Raw genomic sequence first — 18,430 nt, 5'->3', positions numbered from 1 at the left:
GTGAAGCCCGCCCGACGCAAGCCGGGCGGGCTTCGTGCATTGCGGAGCGCGGCGTCAGGCGCGGGTGGCCCAGTGCTTCTGCAGGACTTCGAAGAGCTCCCTTTCCTCGAAGCGGACATGGTCTGCGAGCATGCGCCCCAGGCTCGTCAGTGCCGCCGGATCCTGGTCGCGCGTCATCAGGTCTTCCATGTCCCGGTGCTCCTTCACGAGCCGTTCGGCCAGCGCGGCTTCGCCGAAATCGACCAACTGCGGAAGCAGATCCCGCTCTTCATCGCCGAAATGGCGCAGCAGCGTAGGCTTTTCCTGGCGCAGGAAGCTCGTGACGGCAGGCAGGCTGTCCGCGGCGGCCGCGGTGGCGAGGCGCTTGGCTAGGCGCAACGCGATATGGTGTTCACGGGACAGCACGATGAGGCGGGGATCGCGCAACATGGTTCGGCTCCAGCGTTAGGGTGAATGACGGGCCCCGGCGCCGGATGATGACGACGCGGCCGCGCAGCTTGCCGACCGTTCTACCTGAAAAGCACGGCGCGCTGCTACTGCGCTTCAATATCGGTCTGTATCATGTGCAGAATTCTGCACTAACAATGGCGAGGCCAGCCCATGCCCATTTCCGCCCGTGACGTCATCCCTTTCTCGCAAGCCCGCGCCAACCTCTCCGAGCTGGCCGATCAGGTCAAGGCGGGCGCCGAGAAGATCATCACCAAGAATGGCGAGAGCTACGTGGCACTGATCGACTCGGATCGGCTTGACTACTATCACCAGCTGGAGCGCGAGCGTATCCATCTGCTGCTCATCGATGAAGCCAGCACGGGGCTGGACGATATTGCGGCGGGGCGCAGCACCGATGCACGTGCGGCGCTGCAAACCATCAGGCAGCGTCGCAAAGGCACGGCCTGATCGTGGAGCGTCGGGAGACTCCGAAGTTCACTGTCCAGCTCACGGCCAATTTCGAGCGCAAGGTCGAAGAGATCGATCGTTTCCTCGTCGAAGCAGGGGTGCCTCAGGCTTTCGATGCGCTGCTCGATGAACTGACCGACATCGTCATTCCCAATCTCGAACGTTTCCCGGCCATGGGGCGCTCGTTCCTGCGTCACCCCATCCGCTCAGTCGAGGCCCGCAACGGCGTCGACAGGCTCGGGGAAAAGCTCGCCCAGCTCGGCGAAGGCGCGGAGATCCGCGAATACATCCTGCAGCATTACCTGGTGCTGTACGTCATTGCTGGAACGGCGATTCATTTGCTATCAATCCGGCACCACAAGCAGCTGTCCTTCGATTTCCAGCACCTCTGGTCAGCTGCTTAGTTCCAGTGTGGCCAGCTCGCCCAACAAGAAGAAAATCATCGCATTCGGATATGTCCCAGGAAACAAACAACCTAGCCGCCTATATTTGGTCACTCGCCGATCTGCTTCGCGGTGACTTCAAGCAAAGTCAGTACGGCCGCATCATCCTGCCCTTCACGCTGCTGCGTCGCCTCGAATGCGTGCTGGAAGCCAGCAAGGAAGCCGTGCTCAAGCAGGTCGACGTTGTCGAGAAGATGAACCTGCCGGAAGAGGGGCAGGAGAAACTGCTGCGGCGCGCCACCAAGGGCTTGTCCTTCTTCAACACCTCGCCGATGGATCTGGGCACCCTCGGCGAAGCCGGCATCAAGGCCAACCTTGAGCGCTACATCCAGTGTTTTTCCAAAGACGCCCGCGAGATTTTCGATCACTTCAAGTTTTCGGAATTCATCGGCCTGCTGGATGACGCCAACCTGCTCTACAAGATCGTGCAGAAAGTCAGGGCCACCGACCTCAGTCCTGCCGCTGTTTCCAATTACGAAATGGGCCTGGTGTTCGAGGAGCTGATCCGCCGCTTTGCCGAAAGCTCGAACGAGACGGCCGGCGAGCACTTTACGCCTCGCGACATCGTACGCCTCACCACCTCGCTGGTGTTCATGGAAGATGACGAGGCGCTGACCAAGCCCGGGATCATCCGGACTATCTACGATCCCACTGCTGGCACCGGCGGCTTCCTGTCCGCTGGCATGGAATACGTGCACGAACTCAACCCGCAGGCCGTGATGCGCGCCTACGGCCAGGAGCTCAACCCCGAGAGCTACGCCATCTGCAAGGCAGACATGCTCATCAAGGGGCAGGAGGTGGGCAACATCAAGCTCGGCAACACCCTCTCCAACGATCACCTTTACGCCGACAAGTTCGACTACATGCTCTCCAACCCGCCCTTCGGCGTGGACTGGAAGAAGATCGAAGGCGACATCACCGACGAACACACCCTCAAAGGCTACGACGGCCGCTTCGGCCCTGGCCTGCCTCGGGTTTCCGATGGCTCGCTGCTGTTCCTGCTGCACCTCATCAGCAAGCTGCGTGACTCGAAGGACGGTGGCTCGCGTATCGGCATCATCCTCAACGGCTCACCGCTGTTCACCGGTGGCGCCGGTTCCGGCGAATCGGAGATCCGCCGCTACATACTGGAGGCCGACCTGCTCGAAGCCATCGTCGCACTGCCCACCGACATGTTCTACAACACCGGCATCGCGACCTATGTGTGGGTGCTGTCCAACAAGAAAGCCAGCGAACGCAAGGGCAAGGTTCAGCTCATCAACGGCGTGAACCTGTGCGGCAAGATGCGTAAATCCCTGGGCAGCAAGCGCAACGTGATGGACGACGGGGACATAGCGACCATCACCCGCTGCTTCGGCCGCTTTGAAGTGGTCGAAGCCCGTGCAGTCGACAAACCCGCCGAGCAGAAGAGCAGTCGTGGCCGCCAGTCCGCCAACCCCAAGGCGGAAGCCCCCAAGACCTTCGCCAGCAAGATTTTCGCGGCACATGAATTCGGCTACCGCCGCATCACCATCGAACGCCCGCTGCGCCTCTCCTGGCAGTTCAGCGATGAACGTATCGCTACGCTGCGATTCCCGTCCGGCGCACTCAACTCCGCCATGCAATGGATCTACGCCGAATACGGCCGGGAGCATTGGCAAGACGGGCCGGACTGTCAGCACTACGGTGACCTGAGCGCCTACACCGACGAAATCCGCGCCCACCTCAAGCGCCACTTTGCCGACCTGAAGGAAAAGCAGGTCAAGGACCTTCTCGACGCCGACACCTGGCTCGCCCAGAAACGCGTCCTGCTCAAGGCCCGGCAACTGCAGCAAGCCATCGGCACGTCCCGGTCCGACGACTTCAACGCCTGGGACGACGTGCTGAAGGCCGCCAGCAAGAAGGCCGGCATCACCCTCGACGCCAAGGAGAAGAAGCAGATCGCCGATGCGGTGAGTTGGAAGAACCCGGCCGCCGAGAAGGTGATCAAGAAGCAGCACAAGGGCAAGGCTGCCCCGCTGTACGGCCTCTTCTCTGTCGGCAAGGAGATCATCGAATACCAGGCCGACAGCGATCTGCGGGATTTCGAGAACATTGCCCTCGACCCGGGCCGCCCGGTGAATGAAGTCAATGAAGCCTACTTCCTCAAGGAAGTGCAGCCGCACGTGCCGGACGCCTGGGTCGACGCCAGCAAGTGCGACGCCAAGGATGGCGAGATCGGCATCGTCGGCTATGAGATCCCCTTCAACCGCCACTTCTACCAATACCAGCCACCGCGCCCGCTGGAGGAGATCGATGCCGATCTGGACGTGGTGAGTGCCGAGATCATGGCCCTGCTGCGCGAGGTGCATTCATGAGCGCCTTGACGCCGAACCCGGACTTTTCCGAAATCACCCAGCTGATCGCCGGCGCCCGCCAGCGCGCCTACCAGGCCGTCAACACCGCGCTGATCGAGCTCTACTGGCAGGTCGGCGCTTACCTCAGCGGCAAGATCAAGGCCGCCGAATGGGGCGAGGGGGTCACCGAGCAACTGGCGCAGCATCTCGCCAGCACGCAGCCAGGGCTGAAAGGCTTCACCCGCCGTAATCTGTTCCGCATGCGGCAGTTTTACGAGGCTTACCCAGAGCCGCAATTAGTGACAGCACTGCTGACACAATTGCCGTGGACCCACAATCTGATCATCCTGAGCCGGAGCAAGCGCCCGGAAGAGCGCGAGTTTTACTTGAAAATGGCCGCACAGGAGAAATGGTCCAGCCGGGAGCTGGAACGACAATACGACGCCGCCCTCTTCGAGCGGGCCATCCTTACTCCGGCAAAAGTGTCACCACTGGTGACACAAATCCACCCCGATGCGGGCAGCGTGTTCAAGGACAGCTACCTCGTCGAGTTTCTCGACCTGCCCGCTGCGCACCTCGAAAGCGACCTGCATCGCGGCCTGCTCGCCCAGCTCAAGCAATTCCTGCTCGAACTCGGCCGGGACTTCTGTTTCGTCGGTAGCGAATACCCGCTGCAAGTCGGCAAGCAGGATTTCGCCCTCGACCTGTTGTTCTTCCACCGCGGCCTCAACTGCCTAGTCGCCATCGAACTGAAGACCACCCGCTTCTCGCCCGAACACCTCGGGCAGCTCAATTTCTACCTCGAAGCCCTCGACCGCGATCACAAAAAGCCCCACGAAAACCCGGCCATCGGCCTGCTGCTCTGCGCTAGCAAGGACGACGAAGTCGTCGAATACGCCTTGAGCCGCTCGCTGTCGCCGGCGCTGGTCGCGCAATACCAGACCCAGTTGCCGGACAAGAAACTGCTGCAGGCGAAATTGCATGAGTTTTATGCGGCGAATGCCGGCGAGGGAGGCAAGGCGTGAGTCGGTACAAGGCTTATCCGGAGTACAGGGATTCTGGGGTGGAGTGGCTTGGCAAAATCCCCTCTAGCTGGGATGCAAAAAGGCTTGGGTGCTTTTTTGAAGAGCGGCGCGAGAAGGTTAGCGACGAGGACTATCCGGCTCTATCCGTCACGATGCAGGGCATCGTTCCTCAGCTTGAAACCGCTGCGAAAACCGATGCTGGCGATAACCGCAAGCTGGTTCTCAAGGACGATTTCGTTATCAATAGCCGTTCTGACCGGAAAGGCTCTTCGGGTGTTTCCTGCTACGACGGTTCGGTTTCGTTAATCAGCATCGTCATGACCCCGAGAGGAATTCATCCTCCTTTTGCTCATCATTTGCTCAGAAGCTATCCATTTCAAGAAGAGTTTTATCGTTACGGAAAAGGCATCGTTGCCGATCTGTGGAGCACGAACGCTTCGGAGATGAAAAATATCCTGATTCCTGATGCTCCATCATCAGAGCAGGAAAAGATTGCTGCCTTCCTCGACCACGAAACCGCGAAAATCGACTCGCTGATCGAGAAGCAGCAGCGGCTGATTGAACTGCTCAAGGAAAAGCGCCAAGCGGTCATCAGCCATGCCGTGACCAAAGGCCTCAACCCCAACGCCCCGATGAAGGATTCCGGGGGGGAATGGCTCGGCGAGGTGCCGGCGCATTGGTTTATCACGCAACCAAGGCATGTTTGTTCTTTCGCAGGAGGAGGCACCCCTTCAAAAGACAAACCAGAGTTCTGGGAAGGTGATATTCCTTGGGTGTCTCCGAAAGACATGAAGGTTGACTTCATTTACTCGGCTCAAGACTGTATTTCACATGCGGCTGTTGAAAACTCCTCCGTTAAGCTGATTGGCCCAGGCGCGTTATTGATTGTTGTTCGGGGAATGATTTTGGATCATTCGGTTCCTGTTGCGATTGCCAAGGTCAATCTCACAATAAATCAGGATATGAAGGCGTTGATTCCCCAAGGCCAACTGAATGGGGAGTATTTGCTTTTTTGCTTGAAAGGTTTGAGGGATAACATCCTTGATTTAGTGGAGAGTTCTGCACATGGCACAAAATGTCTAAGAACAGAGCAGTTTGACAGAATGCCCCTGCCGCTACCTCCTTTTTCGGAGCAACTGGCTATCGTGAATCAGCTGAACAACGAACTACGCATCATTGATGATTTGGTATTGAAGACAGAAGCAATGATTGAGTTAGAAGCCCTAACAAAAAGACCCATTTCCCCCTGTTCACGATGGTCGAATTTCGTTAACCTCGGCCTTGTTTCTTTGAATAGAGGACATGGCCAAAGCACTTCTCGACGACGATCTGTGGGCCTTGATCGGACCGTTGCTACCTCCCGCCAAGCCCCGTCGGAACAAGTATCCGGGGCGCAAGCCGCTCGATGATCGAGCGGTTCTGACCGGCATCCTGTTCGTCCTGCAAAGCGGCATCCCTTGGGAGATGCTGCCCCAGGAAATGGGCTGCGGCTCGGGCATGAGTTGCTGGCGGCGCCTGCGTGCCTGGCAGGAAGCGGGTGTCTGGGACAGGCTGCATGAGGTACTGCTGGCTCGCTTACGCACGGCCGACAGGATCGATTGGTCCCGTTGCATCGTCGATTCTTCCTCCATTCGTGCTGTGGGTGCGGGTCAAAAACAGGACCCAATCCCACCGATCGCGCACGCCCCGGCTCCAAGCACCACCTGATCACCGAAGCGCAGGGCATTCCGTTGGCGGTCATCCTGACCGGCGCCAATCGCAACGACGTAACCCAACTTTTGCCCTTGGTCGAAGCCATTCCACCTATTCGTGGCAAGCGGGGGCGCCCACTCTCCAAGCCCCGCATCATCCAGGCCGACCGTGGCTACGATCACGACAAGTACCGCCGGCCCCTTCACGCTCAAGGCATCAAGACCGAGATCGCCCGGCGCAACACGCCGCACGGCAGCGGCTTGGGCAAAACCCGCTGGGTGGTCGAGCGAACCATCGGCTGGCTCCACAATTACCGACGCCTGCGGGTCCGATTCGAGCGATTGGCCGTCATTCACGAAGCCTTTATCAAGATCGCCTGCAGCCTTATTTGCTGGCGAAAACTGAACTGCGCGGAAAACTCATTTTGTTAGCAGGCTGATGCAGAACCCAGTGAACGATCCGGCCACCCACCTGTCCTAGCCGTATCCTTCAAACCCCAGGCACAGCACCGATGCGCGGCGAAGTCGATCCCCAGTCCTCGATGTTCCACTATTTCTCGGTCGAGTCCCGGATTCCGGCCGATCATCCGCTGCGTCCGGTGAAGAAACTGGCCGACTCGGCACTCTCGGCGATTTCCGCGGAACTCGATGGGCTTTACGCCAAGGGCGGCCGACCGTCGATTCCGCCGGAGCGGTTGCTCAAGGCGCAGTTGCTGATCGCGTTTTACTCGGTGCGCTCGGATCGGCAGTTCTGTGAGCAACTCGATTACAACCTGCTGTTTCGCTGGTTTCTCGATCTGGACCTGGAGTCGGGTGGATTGGATCAATCCAATTTCAGCCGCCTGCGCGAGCGATTGGTGGAAACGGACATCGCCCGTCGTTTCTTTGACGAAGTGGTGCGTCTGGCCCGCAAGGACAAGCTGCTGTCGTCCGATCACTTCACCGTGGATGGCACCTTGATCGACGCTTGGGCATCCTTCAAGAGCTTCAAGCGCAAGGACGACGACGAGCCCCCCAAGCCCGGCGGTGACGGCACCGGCATGGTGGACTTCAAAGGCGAGAAGCGTTCCAACGCCACCCACCGGAGCACGACCGATCCCGACGCGAAGCTCATGAGGAAAGGCAACGGCCAACCGGCCAAGCTCAGTTACGGCGGCCATGCGCTCATGGAGAACCGCAGCGGCCTGTGTATCGATCTGCTCATCACCGATGCGACGATGGCCGAACACAAAGCGGCTCGCCAACTGCTCACCCGCGCCCGGCGCCGCAGGATTCATCCCAAGACGCTGGGGGCCGACAAGGGCTACCACGTGAAGGACTTTGTCCAGCATTTGCGCGAGCACAAGATCAAACCTCATATCGCCCGAATTGAAGGACGCAAGACACCGGGCCTCGATGGACGGACGACCTGCACCGAAGGCTACAAGGTCAGCCAGCGCAAGAGAAAGCGGGTTGAAGAGATCTTCGGGTGGTTGAAGACGGTGGGTGGAATGAGAAAGACCCGTTTCATCGGAGAAGCCCGAACCCAGATCGCCGCCTATTTGTCGGCAGCGGCGTACAACCTGCTGCGGATTGCGAAATTGCAGACGATGGGGAGTGCGGCATGAAGCGGCACTTGGAATCGGGTGAAAACCCATTTCCCTGCCCAGTCTATGGGCATAAAAATGGGATTGAGAATCCAATTTCGGGAATGAAGTCATGAGAGATCAAACAACGGGCTTCAGGCTGGACGTGGAGTCTGAGCTTTTTGCATCGGCCTGTTAGAGCTTCTTAGTCAGAGAACGCCGCACCGCCCTGATTTCCGCCGCCGTCACCGGCAAGATCGACGTCCGCGACTGGCAGCCCGCCGCTGCCTGATTTTCAACCTGTCCACCGCCCCGACCCCAGCCATGAGTGACCAAGCCAGCGAACGCATCTTCCAGGACGACATCCTCCGGCAATTGCAGGCCCACGGCTGGTTGCTCGGCTCTTCGGACCATTACAACCGCGAGCTGGCGCTGTATCCGGAGGATGCACTGGCCTTCGTTCAGGAGACACAGCCGGCGCAGTGGCAGCGTTTCTGCATGAATCATCCGAAGGACAGCGAACAGAAATTTCTCGAACTGGTCGCCGGCCAGTTGGCCAAGGCCGATCCGAATGCGACCAACGCCGACAGCCGCCGCTTCGGTACCCTGGGCGTGTTGCGTCACGAGCTGCGCGACCGCAATGCGCGCCTCTCCTTGTGCCAGTTCAAGCCCGAGCACGATCTCAACCCGGATACCCTGGCCCGCTACGCGAAGAACCGCCTGCGCGTGGTGCCGGAGCTGGTCTATAGCCCGTGGGCGTCGGCGGCGCAGTTGGCGGAGGGGGATAACCGCGGCGGCGGCAAGGCCAAGGCCTGGCGCATCGACCTTGTGCTGTTCGTCAATGGCCTGCCGGTGGCGACGCTGGAACTGAAATCCGAGTTCAAGCAGTCGGTGGATCGGGCAATCCGCCAGTACAAGACGACGCGCCTGCCCGTCGATCCTGTTGCGAAGAAGGCGGAGCCGCTGCTCAACTTCAAGCGCGGTGCGCTGGTGCACTTTGCGGTGAGTCAGTACGAGGTGTACATGGCAACCCGGCTGGAAGGCGAGAACACCTTCTTTCTGCCCTTCAACAAGGGCACGGCCGACGGCGGTGCCGGCAACGACGTGCCGGAGGACGTGAATCGCTACGCCACCGACTACCTGTGGAACGAGGTGCTGCTGCCGGACAACCTGCTCAACATCCTTGCTCGCTACGTGCACCTGCAGATCGAGGACAAGGAAGACTGGGAAGGCCGCAAGTACAAGAAGGAAAGCCTGATCTTCCCGCGCTATCACCAGTGGGACGTGGTGAACAAGCTGCTCGACGCCGCCCGCAACGAGGGGCCGGGGCAGAAATACCTGATCCAGCACAGCGCCGGGTCGGGCAAGTCCAACTCGATTGCCTGGGTGGCGCACCAGCTCTCGTCGCTGTACAAGGCCGACGGCAGCAAGCAGTTCCATTCGGTAATCGTCGTCACCGACCGCACGGTGCTGGACGACCAGTTGCAGGACACGATCTACCAGTTCGAGCACGCCGACGGCGTGGTGGGGCGCATCAACAACAAGGAAGGCGAGGGCTCCAAATCCGAGAAGCTTGCCACTGCGCTGGAGGGCGCGCAGCCGATCATCATCGTCACCATCCAGACCTTTCCTTTCGTGCTGAAGGCCATCGAGAACAGCGTGAGCCTGAAGGAGCGTTGCTACGCGATCATCGCCGACGAGGCGCATTCCTCGCAGAGCGGCTCGACGGCGCGGCAGTTGAAGGAAGTGCTGATGAAGGATGCGGGCGAAGACCCGGAAGTGGAGCTGGACAGCGACGACATCATCGCCGCTACCGTCGCCTCGCGTCCCGGTTCCGGCAACCTGAGCTTCTTCGCCTTTACCGCCACGCCGAAGCCGAAAACGCTGGAGCTGTTCGGTCGTCGGCCCCGTCCGGACGAGGTGGCATCCAGCACCAACAAGCCGGCGGCCTTCCACGTTTACAGCATGCGCCAGGCCATTGAGGAGGGATTCATTCTCGATGTGCTGCGCAACTACACCAACTACAAGGTGGCGTACAAGCTGGCGCTGAAGATCCAGGAGGCGGACCAGGAGGTCGACAGCAAGCGCGCCCGCGTCAAGCTCAACCAGTGGGTGCGGCTGCACGATCACAACATCGCGCAGAAGGTGAAACTGATCGTCGAACACTTCCGGGACAACGTGCTAGGCCTGCTCGGTGGACAGGCCAAGGCAATGGTGGTGACCAGCTCGCGCAAGGAGGCGGTGCGCTACAAGCAGTGCTTCGACGGCTACATTGCGGACAAGGGCTACCAGAAGATCCACGCCATAGTCGCTTTCTCGGGCGAGGTGGCCTTTAACGACAAGGACCCGAACGCCACAGAGCTGATCGGCAGGCAATTCACCGAAGGCAACATGAACGCGAACCTGAAGGGCCGCGACATGCGCAAGGCCTTCGATTCGGACGACTACCAGGTGATGATCGTCGCCAACAAATTCCAGACCGGCTTCGACCAGCCCAAGCTGTGCGCGATGTACGTGGACAAGAAGCTGGCCGGCGTGGAATGCGTGCAGACGCTGTCGCGCCTGAACCGCACCTACCCGAACAAGGCCGAGACCGGCACCTACGTGCTCGATTTCTTCAACGAGCCGGAAGACATCCTCGGTGCGTTCCAGCCCTATTACCAGACGGCGGAACTGGCCGATGTCTCCGACCCCAATCTGATCTTCACCTTGCACGACAAGCTGCGGACGGCGGGTATCTTCACCTGGCAGGAAGTGGAGCAGTTCTGCGCGGCGTTCTACGTGAAGAACAAGAGCAACGCGGCCATCGCCAATATCTGCAAACCGGCGGTGCAACGCTGGCAACAGCGTTACAAATCAGCCGTCGAGGCCTTCAAGGACGCGAAGACGATGTTCGAGCGTACCAAGAAGACCGGCGACACGGTGCTGATCACCAACGCCGAGAATTGCCTGAAGGAGTGCCAGAAGGAAAAGGATGCCCTGGAAATCTTCAAGAAGGACCTGGGCACCTTCGTGCGCTTCTATGAATTCATGTCGCAGATCGTCGATTACGACGACACGGCCCTGGAAAAGCTCAGCCTGTACGCCCGCAACCTGCGGCACATGCTGCGTGAAACCCTGATCGAGGAGGACGAGGTCGACCTCGACAACGTGGTGCTCAGCCACTATCGCGTCGCCAGGATCCGCCAGCAGGATCTGGTGCTCAAGGAGAACACGGGTGAGTACAAGCTGGAGCCGGGTGAGGGCCTGGGTACGGCCAAGCCCCGCGACAGGAAGGAAGAGTTTCTGTCGCAGATCATCACCCGCCTGAACGAGATCTTTGTGGCCGACCAGCTGACGGACAGGGATATGGTGAATTACGCCTACACCATTCGCGACAAGGTCGGTGAAAACGAGATCGTGATGAAGCAGATCGAAAACAACTCCACGGAACAAGCCTTGCTGGGCGACTTTTCCAGGGCTGTTGACGACGCGATCATGGACAGCGGCGCCGCTCATCAGAATCAGATGATGCAGCTATTGGCTGACCCGAAGAAGGCGGTGGGTTTTGCGCGGATCGTGTTTGATTTGTTGATTGCCGGAAAGGCGAATCCGGCCAAGTAAGCGACATGCGGCGCGGACCGGAACAGGCTCCGCGCCGCGTGTCACTTCAGCTTACGGCGCCACCAGCGCCGCCGCCCGCCGCTGGCGCGTCTCACCCACCCCCAGCCACACGGCTAGGGCCGGCAGCAGGAAGATCGCGCCGAGCACGTTCACCAGGAACATGAAGGCCAGCAGGATGCCCATGTCGGCCTGGAACTTGAGTGCCGAGAAGGCCCAGGTGCCGACGCCGATGGACATCGTTACCGCGGTGAATACGGCGGCCGTGCCGCGCTGGCGCATGGCCTCGTAGAAGGCTTCGCGCAGGTCACAGCCGCGGTCGGCCATCTCGTGCTGCAGGCGCTCGTAGATGTAGATGCCGTAGTCCACGCCGACGCCAACGCCCAGTGCGATCACCGGCAGCGTGGCCACCTTGAGGCCGATGCCGAGCACGGCCATCAGCGCGTTGCACATGATGGTCACCAGCACCAGCGGCACGATCACGCACAACACGGCGCGCCAGGAGCGGAAGGTGATCCAGCACAGCAGCGTGATGGCGCCGAAGATCGACACCAGCATCTGCACCTCGGCCTGTTCCACCGCTTCGTTGGTGGCGGCGGCGACGCCGGCATTGCCGCCGGCAAGGCGGAAATGCACGCCCGGCGTGGTCTCGGCATCGATGAAGCGGCGCACTTCCTTCACCACGTGGGCGAGGGTCGGGCCCTGGTGGTCCTTCAGGTACACCAGCAGGTTGATGGTCTTGCAGCCGGGCGAGTTGAGGCCGAATTCCGGGTTGGCGGCGCGGGCGGCGCCGGTGCGCAGGGCCGCCTCGGTGCGCTGCAGGCCGGCCCAGCGCGGGTTGGCCTCGTTGTTGCCGGCGGCGTAGAGCTTGGCCATCCCGGCTACGGTGCTCACCGACTGCACGCCTTCGACGCCGCGCATATGGAAGTCGAAGCGTTCCACGGCGTTCATCACCTTCCAGTCGAGACAGGCTTCGGTGAGGTTCTCGGTATCCACGTACACCGACAGCACGTCCATGCCGATGGAGTAGTCGCGGATGATCTGGGCGTTGTCCCGGTTGTAGCGGGAGTCCGGGCGCAGTTCGGGCACGCCGCTGCCCACGTCGCCGGTCTGCAGGTGGCGGGATTCCCAGGTGGCGCCGGCCAGCAGCACCAGCATCACCGCGAAGGTGGCGAGCGCCGGGCGCGGTAGCGACAGGGCCGACAGCTTCCACCACAGGCCGTGGCGGCCACCCGGCTCGGTGGGCGCGCCGAGGGCCATGCGCTCCAGGCGCAGGTGGCTCAGCACGATGGGCATGAACATCTTGTTGGTCATGATCATGATGCCCACGCCGAGGCAGGCAGTGATGCCCAGCTCCCGCACGATGGGGATGTCGATCAGCATGATCACCAGGAAGCCCAGCGCATTGGCCAGCAGGGCCATGGTGCCGGGGATGGCGAGCTTGCGGAAGGCGCCCTCGGCGGCGTCCATGGCGGTCTGGCCGTCGAGCACGTCCTGCTTCCAGGCGTTGGTCATCTGCACCGCGTGGGACACGCCGATGGAGAAGATCAGGAAGGGCACCAGCACCGACATCGGGTCGATGCCGTAGCCGATCAGCGGCAGCACGCCGAGCAGCCAGATCACCGGCAGCAGGGCCACGGTGATGGCCAGCAGGGTCAGGCGGATCGAGCGGGAGTACAGCCACAGCAGCAGCGTGGTCACCGCGAAGGCGATGGCGAAGAAGGCCACCACGGTGCTCAGGCCGGCCATCACGTCGCCCATTACCTTGGCGAAGCCGACGATCTGGATGTCGATGTTCTTGCCGGCGTGGTGCGCGCGGATGGCTTCGAGCTTTTCGGCGACGCTGGCGTAGTCGAGCTTCTGGCCGGTCTGGGGGTTGATCTCCAGCAGGTCGGCCTGGACCAGCGCCGATTTCAGATCGTTGGCCACCAGGCGGCCGATCTGGCCAGACTTGGCCACGTTGGCGCGCACCTGGGCGAGGCCGGCGGCGTCGGCCTCGAAATGGGAGGGGATTACCACGTCGCCGGTGAAGCCGTCCTCGGTGACTTCGATGTAGCGCACGTTCGGGGTGTACAGGGAGCGCACCTCGCCCCGGTTGATGCCGGGGGTGAAGAAGACCTCGTCGGTCACCTTGTGCAGGGCCTGCATGAACTCCGGGTTGTAGATGTCGCCTTCACCCTTCCAGCGCACGCTGAGCATGATCCGGTTGGCCCCGGAGAAGACGCCCGAGTACTCCAGGAAGGCCTTCATGTAAGGGTGGGACATCGGGATCAGTTTGTTGAAGCCCGGGTCCAGCCGGGTATGCGTGGCCGAGAAGCCGAGGCCGACGGTGATCAGCAGGAAGAGGATGCCGAGCGGCCTGCGCCATGTGATCAGCATTCGGGCCAGGAAGGCCACCAGGGCATCGGTGCGGGTCATGCTTGCGCTCATGAGGAGGCTCCGGAAATCGAGGGCCGGGTGGCGGCGGCCGCATGGGTTGTGGGTCGGTAGCGCTGCAGGCCGCCGTCGCTGCTGATCAGCCAGCTGCCATCGCCGAGGGCCTGCAGGCCGGTGAGGCTGGCACGGCCTTCCTTGCGCACGATGTTGAAGCTGCGTCCGCCGTCGTGGCTGGCGAGGACCATGCCGCCCTGGCCGGCCAGCAGCAGGCTGCCGTCGGCACCGACCGCATGGCTGTAGGTGGAGATCGGGCCGGGCAGGCTGGAGGCCTGCCAGTTGCGTCCGCCGTCCTCGCTGTGGAAGACCTTGCCGCGCATGCCGTAGGCCACCCAGCGGCCGTCGCCGAGATCGGCGGTGCCGTAGATGGAGCCGTTGTAGAAGGGTGGCACCACGCTCCAGCTGCGGCCGCCATCGTCGGAGCGGAGCAGGGTGCCGGCCTCCCCGGCGATCAGCCACTGCTGGCCGTCGGCAGAGCCGGCGATGCTGTTCAGGTGCCAGTCGCTGAGGCCGGGGATCTCATACGGCAGCCAGCTGTGGCCGTCGTCGGTGGAGCGCAGCACGCGGCCGAAGGCGCCGACCGCGAGCCATTCGCCGGACGGCAGGCGGGCTGCGCTCATCAACGGTTCGCCATTCGACTGGGTGAAGGCGCTCTCCTGCCAGCTGCGCCCTCCATCGGTGCTGCGCAGGATCCAGCCCTCGTGGCCGAGGGCCAGGCCGGTGCCGTTGGCGGCGAACACCATGCGGGTGATCACGGCCTGGCGGTCCTGCGGGACGTGGGCCGCCTGCCAGCTGCGGCCCTCGTCGCGGGAGACCAGGATCATGCCCAGCTCACCGGCGGTGACGAGGCCGGCCTGGGTGCGCACGAGGCTGTTGAGCTGCATCTTGTCCACCGGTAGATCGGTCGGGCGGAACGGGGGCGTGCTGCGCGGGGAAAAGGCAAATATGCCGGCGGCCGCGACGACCGCGGTCAATGCCATGCCAACGTGGGTTCGCACGGGTGTCTCCTTTCGGGCTGGGGGCCAGGGGCCTCGGATGACGCGACTCTCTTCGTCGAGTGGCTGAATTATTGGCGCCCCCATTTCCGCGGCATCGTCCAAAAGGCTTAGTGCGGATGGGCGCCGCGCATGCCGGTTCCTGCCCAATTCCTTCCCGTCACGCCCGGCGGCCTTCCGCGGCCGCAGGCGTTAGTCCGTTCAGACGATGAATCGCCACTCCCCGCTGTGGAACGCTTGGCGCCATCGAAGTGTTTGACTGGCCACAGCATTTCCGCTGTCCGCCTTGACCGACGAGGGAAGACCATGAACGCAGTGACGAAGGAGCAGGAGATGGATGTGCATGCAGACGACTACATGAGCCCGGAGGCGGTCGAGTTGATCGCCCGGGCGAAGGCCCTGGCGCCGAGGCTGGCCGAGCGGGCCCGCGACGCCGAGAGCAAGGGCATCGTGCCGGCCGAGTCTGTGCGCGAGATGGCCGAAGCCGGGCTGTTCCGCGTGCTCCAGCCCCGTCGCTGGGGCGGCTACGAGCTGGACCCGCGGGTCTTCTACCGGGTGCAGATGGCGCTGGCCGAAGGCTGCATGTCCACCGCCTGGATCTACGGCGTGATCGGCGTGCACAACTGGCAGCTGCCGCTGTTCCCCGAGCAGGCCCAGAAGGATGTGTGGGGCAAGGACAACGGCACGCTGATCGCCTCCACCTACATGCCGGTCGGCAAGGCCGAGAAGGTCGAGGGCGGCTACCGCTTCTCCGGTCGCTGGGGTTTCTCGAGCGGCGTCGAGCACTGCGAGTGGATCTTCCTCGGCGGTCTGCTGCCGCGCCGGGACGGTGGCGAGGGCTTCGAGCACACCACTTTCCTGCTGCCGAAGTCGGATTTCCGTGTCGAGCACAACTGGGACGTGCTGGGCCTGCGCGCCACCGGCAGCCACGACATCGTCGTCGAAAACGCCTTCGTGCCCGAGCACCGCACCCAGCGCACCAATGACCACAGCGATGCGGGCTGCCCCGGTCGTGACACCAATCCGGGCTGGCTGTACCGCATCCCGTTCACGCAGGTTTTCCAGCGTGCGGTGTCGTCGGCCTGTCTCGGCGCCCTTGAGGGTGCGATCGCCCATTTCCGCGAGCGTGCTGCAGCCCACGTGGGCAAGCACGGCGCCAAGACCGCCGAGGACGTGAATGCCCAGATGGCGGTCTGCGAGGCGATGATGACCGCCGACCAGCTCAAGCTGGTGCTGTTCCGCAACTACGCCCGCATCGTCGATTGCGCCAAGACCGGCGAGCGCATGCCGGTGGAGGAGCGCCTGATGCAGCGCGCCCAGGCCTCCCAGGTGCCCAAGCTGTGCGCGGCGGCAGCCAGCGAGCTGATGCGTGCCTGTGCGGCGTCCGGCACCTACCGCAGCAATCCGGTCGAGCGGGTCTTCCGCGACATCCACCAAGCCCGCGCCCACATCGCCAACAACTCGGACGCCTATGCCCGCGCCCACGGTGCGGTGATGCTCGGCCTGCCGAACATGGACGCCTTCGTCTGAGCGGCAACGACAAGGCAGGATGAGATGAACGCCGCCCGCTACCACCGCCTCACCGTCGCCGAGGTGAGCGACGAAACCGCCGACGCCCGCTCCTTCAGCTTCGACGTACCGCCGGACCTGGCCGAGCAGTTCCGCTACCGGCCGGGGCAGTTCCTCACCCTGCGCCTGCCGGTGGGCGGGCGGCACCTGCCGCGCTGCTACTCCATGTCCAGCACGCCGGGGCTGGACGCGCGCCTGCGGGTCACCGTCAAGCGGGTGGCCGGCGGGCGGGGTTCCAACTGGCTGTGTGACCGGATCAAGCCGGGCGACAGCCTTGAAGTGATGGCGCCGGCCGGGGTGTTTACCCCCAAGATGCTGGATGGTGACTTCCTGCTGTGCGCCGGCGGCAGTGGCATCACGCCGGTCTTCTCGATCCTGCGCGCGGTGCTGGCGAACGGGCAGGGCAGGGTGCGCCTGTTCTACGCCAACCGGGACGAGGTTTCGGTGATCTTCCGCGATGCGCTGAAGGCCCTGGCCACGGCGCATCCGGAGCGCTTGCAGGTGATTCACTGGCTGGATTCCGTGCAGGGCACGCCGTCGGTGGCGCAGCTGGCGGCCTTCGGGCGTGATCTTCCGGATGCCCAGGCCTTCATCTGCGGCCCGGGCCCGTTCATGGACGCGATGGCGACGGCACTCGTCCACGCCGGACTGCCGGAGGAACGCATTCACGTGGAGCGTTTCCTGTCGCTGCCGGACGAGGAGGACGGCGCTGCGCTGGCGGCCGACGTGGAAGCCGGCCCGCCGGCGGTCGAGCGTGCCGAGCTGGAAGTGCTGCTGGACGGCGTGACGCACACCATCGACTGCGGTGCCAGCGAAACCCTGCTCGACGCCGCGCTGCGGGCCGGTCTGCCGGCGCCTCATTCCTGCCGGGCCGGCCTGTGCGCGTCGTGCATGTGCCAGGTGCAGGAGGGCGAAGTGCACCTGCGCCACAACGAGGTGCTCGACGACAAGGATCTGGCCCGCTCATGGACCCTGAGCTGCCAGGCCGTTCCGCTGAGCGGCAAGCTCCGCGTCCGCTTCCCCGGCTGATGCGTCTGGCGCCCGTAGTCCTGTCGGACGATGGCGCGCCATCACGCGCTCCGTAAGCTGGGTTCCGGGGAGAGGCCCGCGCCTGCTCCCGGGCAAACCCAGCAAGGAGAAGCGACGTGAAGATATTGGTCCCCGTCAAACGGGTAGTGGATTACAACGTGAAGGTCCGCGTCCGCGGCGACGGCTCGGGCGTGGAACTGGCCGGCGTGAAGATGGCCATCAACCCCTTCGACGAGATCGCCGTGGAAGAGGCCGTGCGCCTGCGCGAGGCCAATATGGCTACCGAAGTCGTCGCCGTGAGCTGCGGCCCGACCGCCTGCCAGGAAACCCTGCGCACCGCGCTGGCGATGGGCGCCGACCGGGCGATCCTCGTGGAGACTGACGCCGAACTGCAGCCGCTGGCGGTCGCCAAGCTGCTCAAGGCTGTGGCCGACAAGGAGCAGCCGGACCTGGTGATCTGCGGCAAGCAGGCCATCGACGACGACGCCAACCAGACCGGCCAGATCCTCGCCGCGCTGATGGGGCGCGGCCAGGCCACCTTTGCGTCGAAGCTGGTGGTGAGCGGCCGGACACTCGAAGTCACCCGCGAAGTGGACGGCGGCCTGGAGACCCTGGCGCTGGAGCTGCCGGCGGTCGTCACCGCCGATCTGCGCCTCAACGAGCCGCGCTACGCGACGCTCCCCAACATCATGAAAGCCAAGAAGAAGCCGCTGGAGGTGCTGCCTGCCGGCGCGCTGGGCGTGGACGTCGTGCCGCGCCTGCGCCATACCCGCCACGCCGAACCCGAGGCCCGCAAGGCCGGTATCCGCGTGGCCGACGTGGCCGAGCTGGTCTCCCGCCTGAAGAACGAAGCCAAGGTGATCTGAAC

Annotated in this window: 14 protein-coding genes; 11 read left to right on the top strand and 3 right to left on the bottom strand. The window is 62.9% G+C overall.

Annotated features, from left to right (window positions below; genetic code table 11):
- Positions 1–54: 54 nt before the first annotated feature.
- Positions 55–429, bottom strand: coding sequence for a hemerythrin domain-containing protein (locus tag AC3QL2_RS23460; protein WP_493235689.1), 375 nt, complete (start codon positions 427–429; stop codon positions 55–57).
- A 171-nt stretch (positions 430–600) separates the two neighbouring features.
- Between AC3QL2_RS23460 and AC3QL2_RS23455 the strand changes: the two genes are divergently transcribed.
- The 8 genes from AC3QL2_RS23455 (at position 601) to AC3QL2_RS23420 (ending at position 11,539) form a co-directional block, all read left to right on the top strand.
- Positions 601–897 carry a type II toxin-antitoxin system Phd/YefM family antitoxin gene (locus AC3QL2_RS23455; RefSeq protein ID WP_493235688.1) on the top strand — a complete coding sequence of 99 codons (297 nt, stop codon included), beginning with the start codon at positions 601–603 and terminating at the stop codon, positions 895–897.
- A gap of 2 nt (positions 898–899) precedes the next feature.
- Positions 900–1,301 (top strand): type II toxin-antitoxin system RelE/ParE family toxin, encoded by a 402-nt coding sequence (locus AC3QL2_RS23450; RefSeq protein WP_493235686.1) that lies wholly within the window; start codon positions 900–902, stop codon positions 1,299–1,301.
- A gap of 50 nt (positions 1,302–1,351) precedes the next feature.
- Positions 1,352–3,676 (top strand): type I restriction-modification system subunit M, encoded by a 2,325-nt coding sequence (locus AC3QL2_RS23445; protein WP_493235685.1) that lies wholly within the window; start codon positions 1,352–1,354, stop codon positions 3,674–3,676.
- Positions 3,673–4,680, top strand: a complete 1,008-nt coding sequence (locus AC3QL2_RS23440; RefSeq protein ID WP_493235684.1) for a PDDEXK nuclease domain-containing protein — start codon at positions 3,673–3,675, stop codon at positions 4,678–4,680. Before AC3QL2_RS23445 ends, AC3QL2_RS23440 begins: the two co-directional genes overlap by 4 nt.
- Positions 4,677–6,089: a restriction endonuclease subunit S gene (locus AC3QL2_RS23435; protein ID WP_493240315.1), complete on the top strand. Its 1,413-nt coding sequence runs from the start codon at positions 4,677–4,679 to the stop codon at positions 6,087–6,089. Before AC3QL2_RS23440 ends, AC3QL2_RS23435 begins: the two co-directional genes overlap by 4 nt.
- A protein-coding gene (locus AC3QL2_RS23430; RefSeq protein ID WP_493240313.1) for an IS5 family transposase occupies positions 5,983–6,803 on the top strand; the annotation gives its coding sequence in 2 pieces (ribosomal slippage) (positions 5,983–6,331 and positions 6,331–6,803; 822 coding nt in all). Before AC3QL2_RS23435 ends, AC3QL2_RS23430 begins: the two co-directional genes overlap by 107 nt.
- Positions 6,804–6,883: 80 nt before the next feature.
- Positions 6,884–7,978, top strand: coding sequence for an IS5 family transposase (locus tag AC3QL2_RS23425; protein ID WP_493240271.1), 1,095 nt, complete (start codon positions 6,884–6,886; stop codon positions 7,976–7,978).
- Between the two features lie 282 nt (positions 7,979–8,260).
- On the top strand, positions 8,261–11,539 hold the full coding sequence (locus AC3QL2_RS23420; RefSeq protein ID WP_493236293.1) for a type I restriction endonuclease subunit R: 3,279 nt from the start codon (positions 8,261–8,263) through the stop codon (positions 11,537–11,539).
- A 51-nt stretch (positions 11,540–11,590) separates the two neighbouring features.
- Here AC3QL2_RS23420 and AC3QL2_RS23415 read toward each other — a convergent pair whose 3' ends face one another.
- On the bottom strand, positions 11,591–13,966 hold the full coding sequence (locus tag AC3QL2_RS23415; RefSeq protein WP_493236292.1) for an efflux RND transporter permease subunit: 2,376 nt from the start codon (positions 13,964–13,966) through the stop codon (positions 11,591–11,593).
- Positions 13,963–14,967, bottom strand: coding sequence for a WD40/YVTN/BNR-like repeat-containing protein (locus AC3QL2_RS23410; RefSeq protein WP_493236290.1), 1,005 nt, complete (start codon positions 14,965–14,967; stop codon positions 13,963–13,965). The genes AC3QL2_RS23415 and AC3QL2_RS23410 overlap by 4 nt, the downstream gene beginning before the upstream one ends.
- 303 nt (positions 14,968–15,270) lie before the next feature.
- Here AC3QL2_RS23410 and AC3QL2_RS23405 point away from each other — a divergent pair, with 303 nt between their 5' ends.
- The 3 genes from AC3QL2_RS23405 (at position 15,271) to AC3QL2_RS23395 (ending at position 18,428) form a co-directional block, all read left to right on the top strand.
- Positions 15,271–16,494, top strand: a complete 1,224-nt coding sequence (locus tag AC3QL2_RS23405) for an acyl-CoA dehydrogenase family protein (RefSeq protein ID WP_493236288.1) — start codon at positions 15,271–15,273, stop codon at positions 16,492–16,494.
- A gap of 24 nt (positions 16,495–16,518) precedes the next feature.
- Positions 16,519–17,562, top strand: a complete 1,044-nt coding sequence (locus tag AC3QL2_RS23400) for a 2Fe-2S iron-sulfur cluster-binding protein (protein WP_493236287.1) — start codon at positions 16,519–16,521, stop codon at positions 17,560–17,562.
- A gap of 116 nt (positions 17,563–17,678) precedes the next feature.
- Positions 17,679–18,428: an electron transfer flavoprotein subunit beta/FixA family protein gene (locus AC3QL2_RS23395; RefSeq protein WP_493236286.1), complete on the top strand. Its 750-nt coding sequence runs from the start codon at positions 17,679–17,681 to the stop codon at positions 18,426–18,428.
- Positions 18,429–18,430 lie beyond the last annotated feature (2 nt).

The organism is Zoogloea sp. GW822-FHT05C07 (assembly GCF_058800215.1).
The sequence above is the reverse complement of the archived record's forward strand: the minus strand, read 5'-3'. Positions and strand labels throughout refer to the sequence as shown.

What these genes read in the sequence shown, in the direction of transcription:
- AC3QL2_RS23415 (WP_493236292.1), bottom strand. Translation starts at nt 13,966, where the DNA reads ATGAGCGCAAGCATGACCCGCACCGATGCCCTGGTGGCCTTCCTGGCC.
- AC3QL2_RS23440 (WP_493235684.1), top strand. Translation starts at nt 3,673, where the DNA reads ATGAGCGCCTTGACGCCGAACCCGGACTTTTCCGAAATCACCCAGCTG.
- AC3QL2_RS23400 (WP_493236287.1), top strand. Translation starts at nt 16,519, where the DNA reads ATGAACGCCGCCCGCTACCACCGCCTCACCGTCGCCGAGGTGAGCGAC.
- AC3QL2_RS23420 (WP_493236293.1), top strand. Translation starts at nt 8,261, where the DNA reads ATGAGTGACCAAGCCAGCGAACGCATCTTCCAGGACGACATCCTCCGG.
- AC3QL2_RS23460 (WP_493235689.1), bottom strand. Translation starts at nt 429, where the DNA reads ATGTTGCGCGATCCCCGCCTCATCGTGCTGTCCCGTGAACACCATATC.
- AC3QL2_RS23405 (WP_493236288.1), top strand. Translation starts at nt 15,271, where the DNA reads ATGAACGCAGTGACGAAGGAGCAGGAGATGGATGTGCATGCAGACGAC.
- AC3QL2_RS23425 (WP_493240271.1), top strand. Translation starts at nt 6,884, where the DNA reads ATGCGCGGCGAAGTCGATCCCCAGTCCTCGATGTTCCACTATTTCTCG.
- AC3QL2_RS23445 (WP_493235685.1), top strand. Translation starts at nt 1,352, where the DNA reads ATGTCCCAGGAAACAAACAACCTAGCCGCCTATATTTGGTCACTCGCC.
- AC3QL2_RS23455 (WP_493235688.1), top strand. Translation starts at nt 601, where the DNA reads ATGCCCATTTCCGCCCGTGACGTCATCCCTTTCTCGCAAGCCCGCGCC.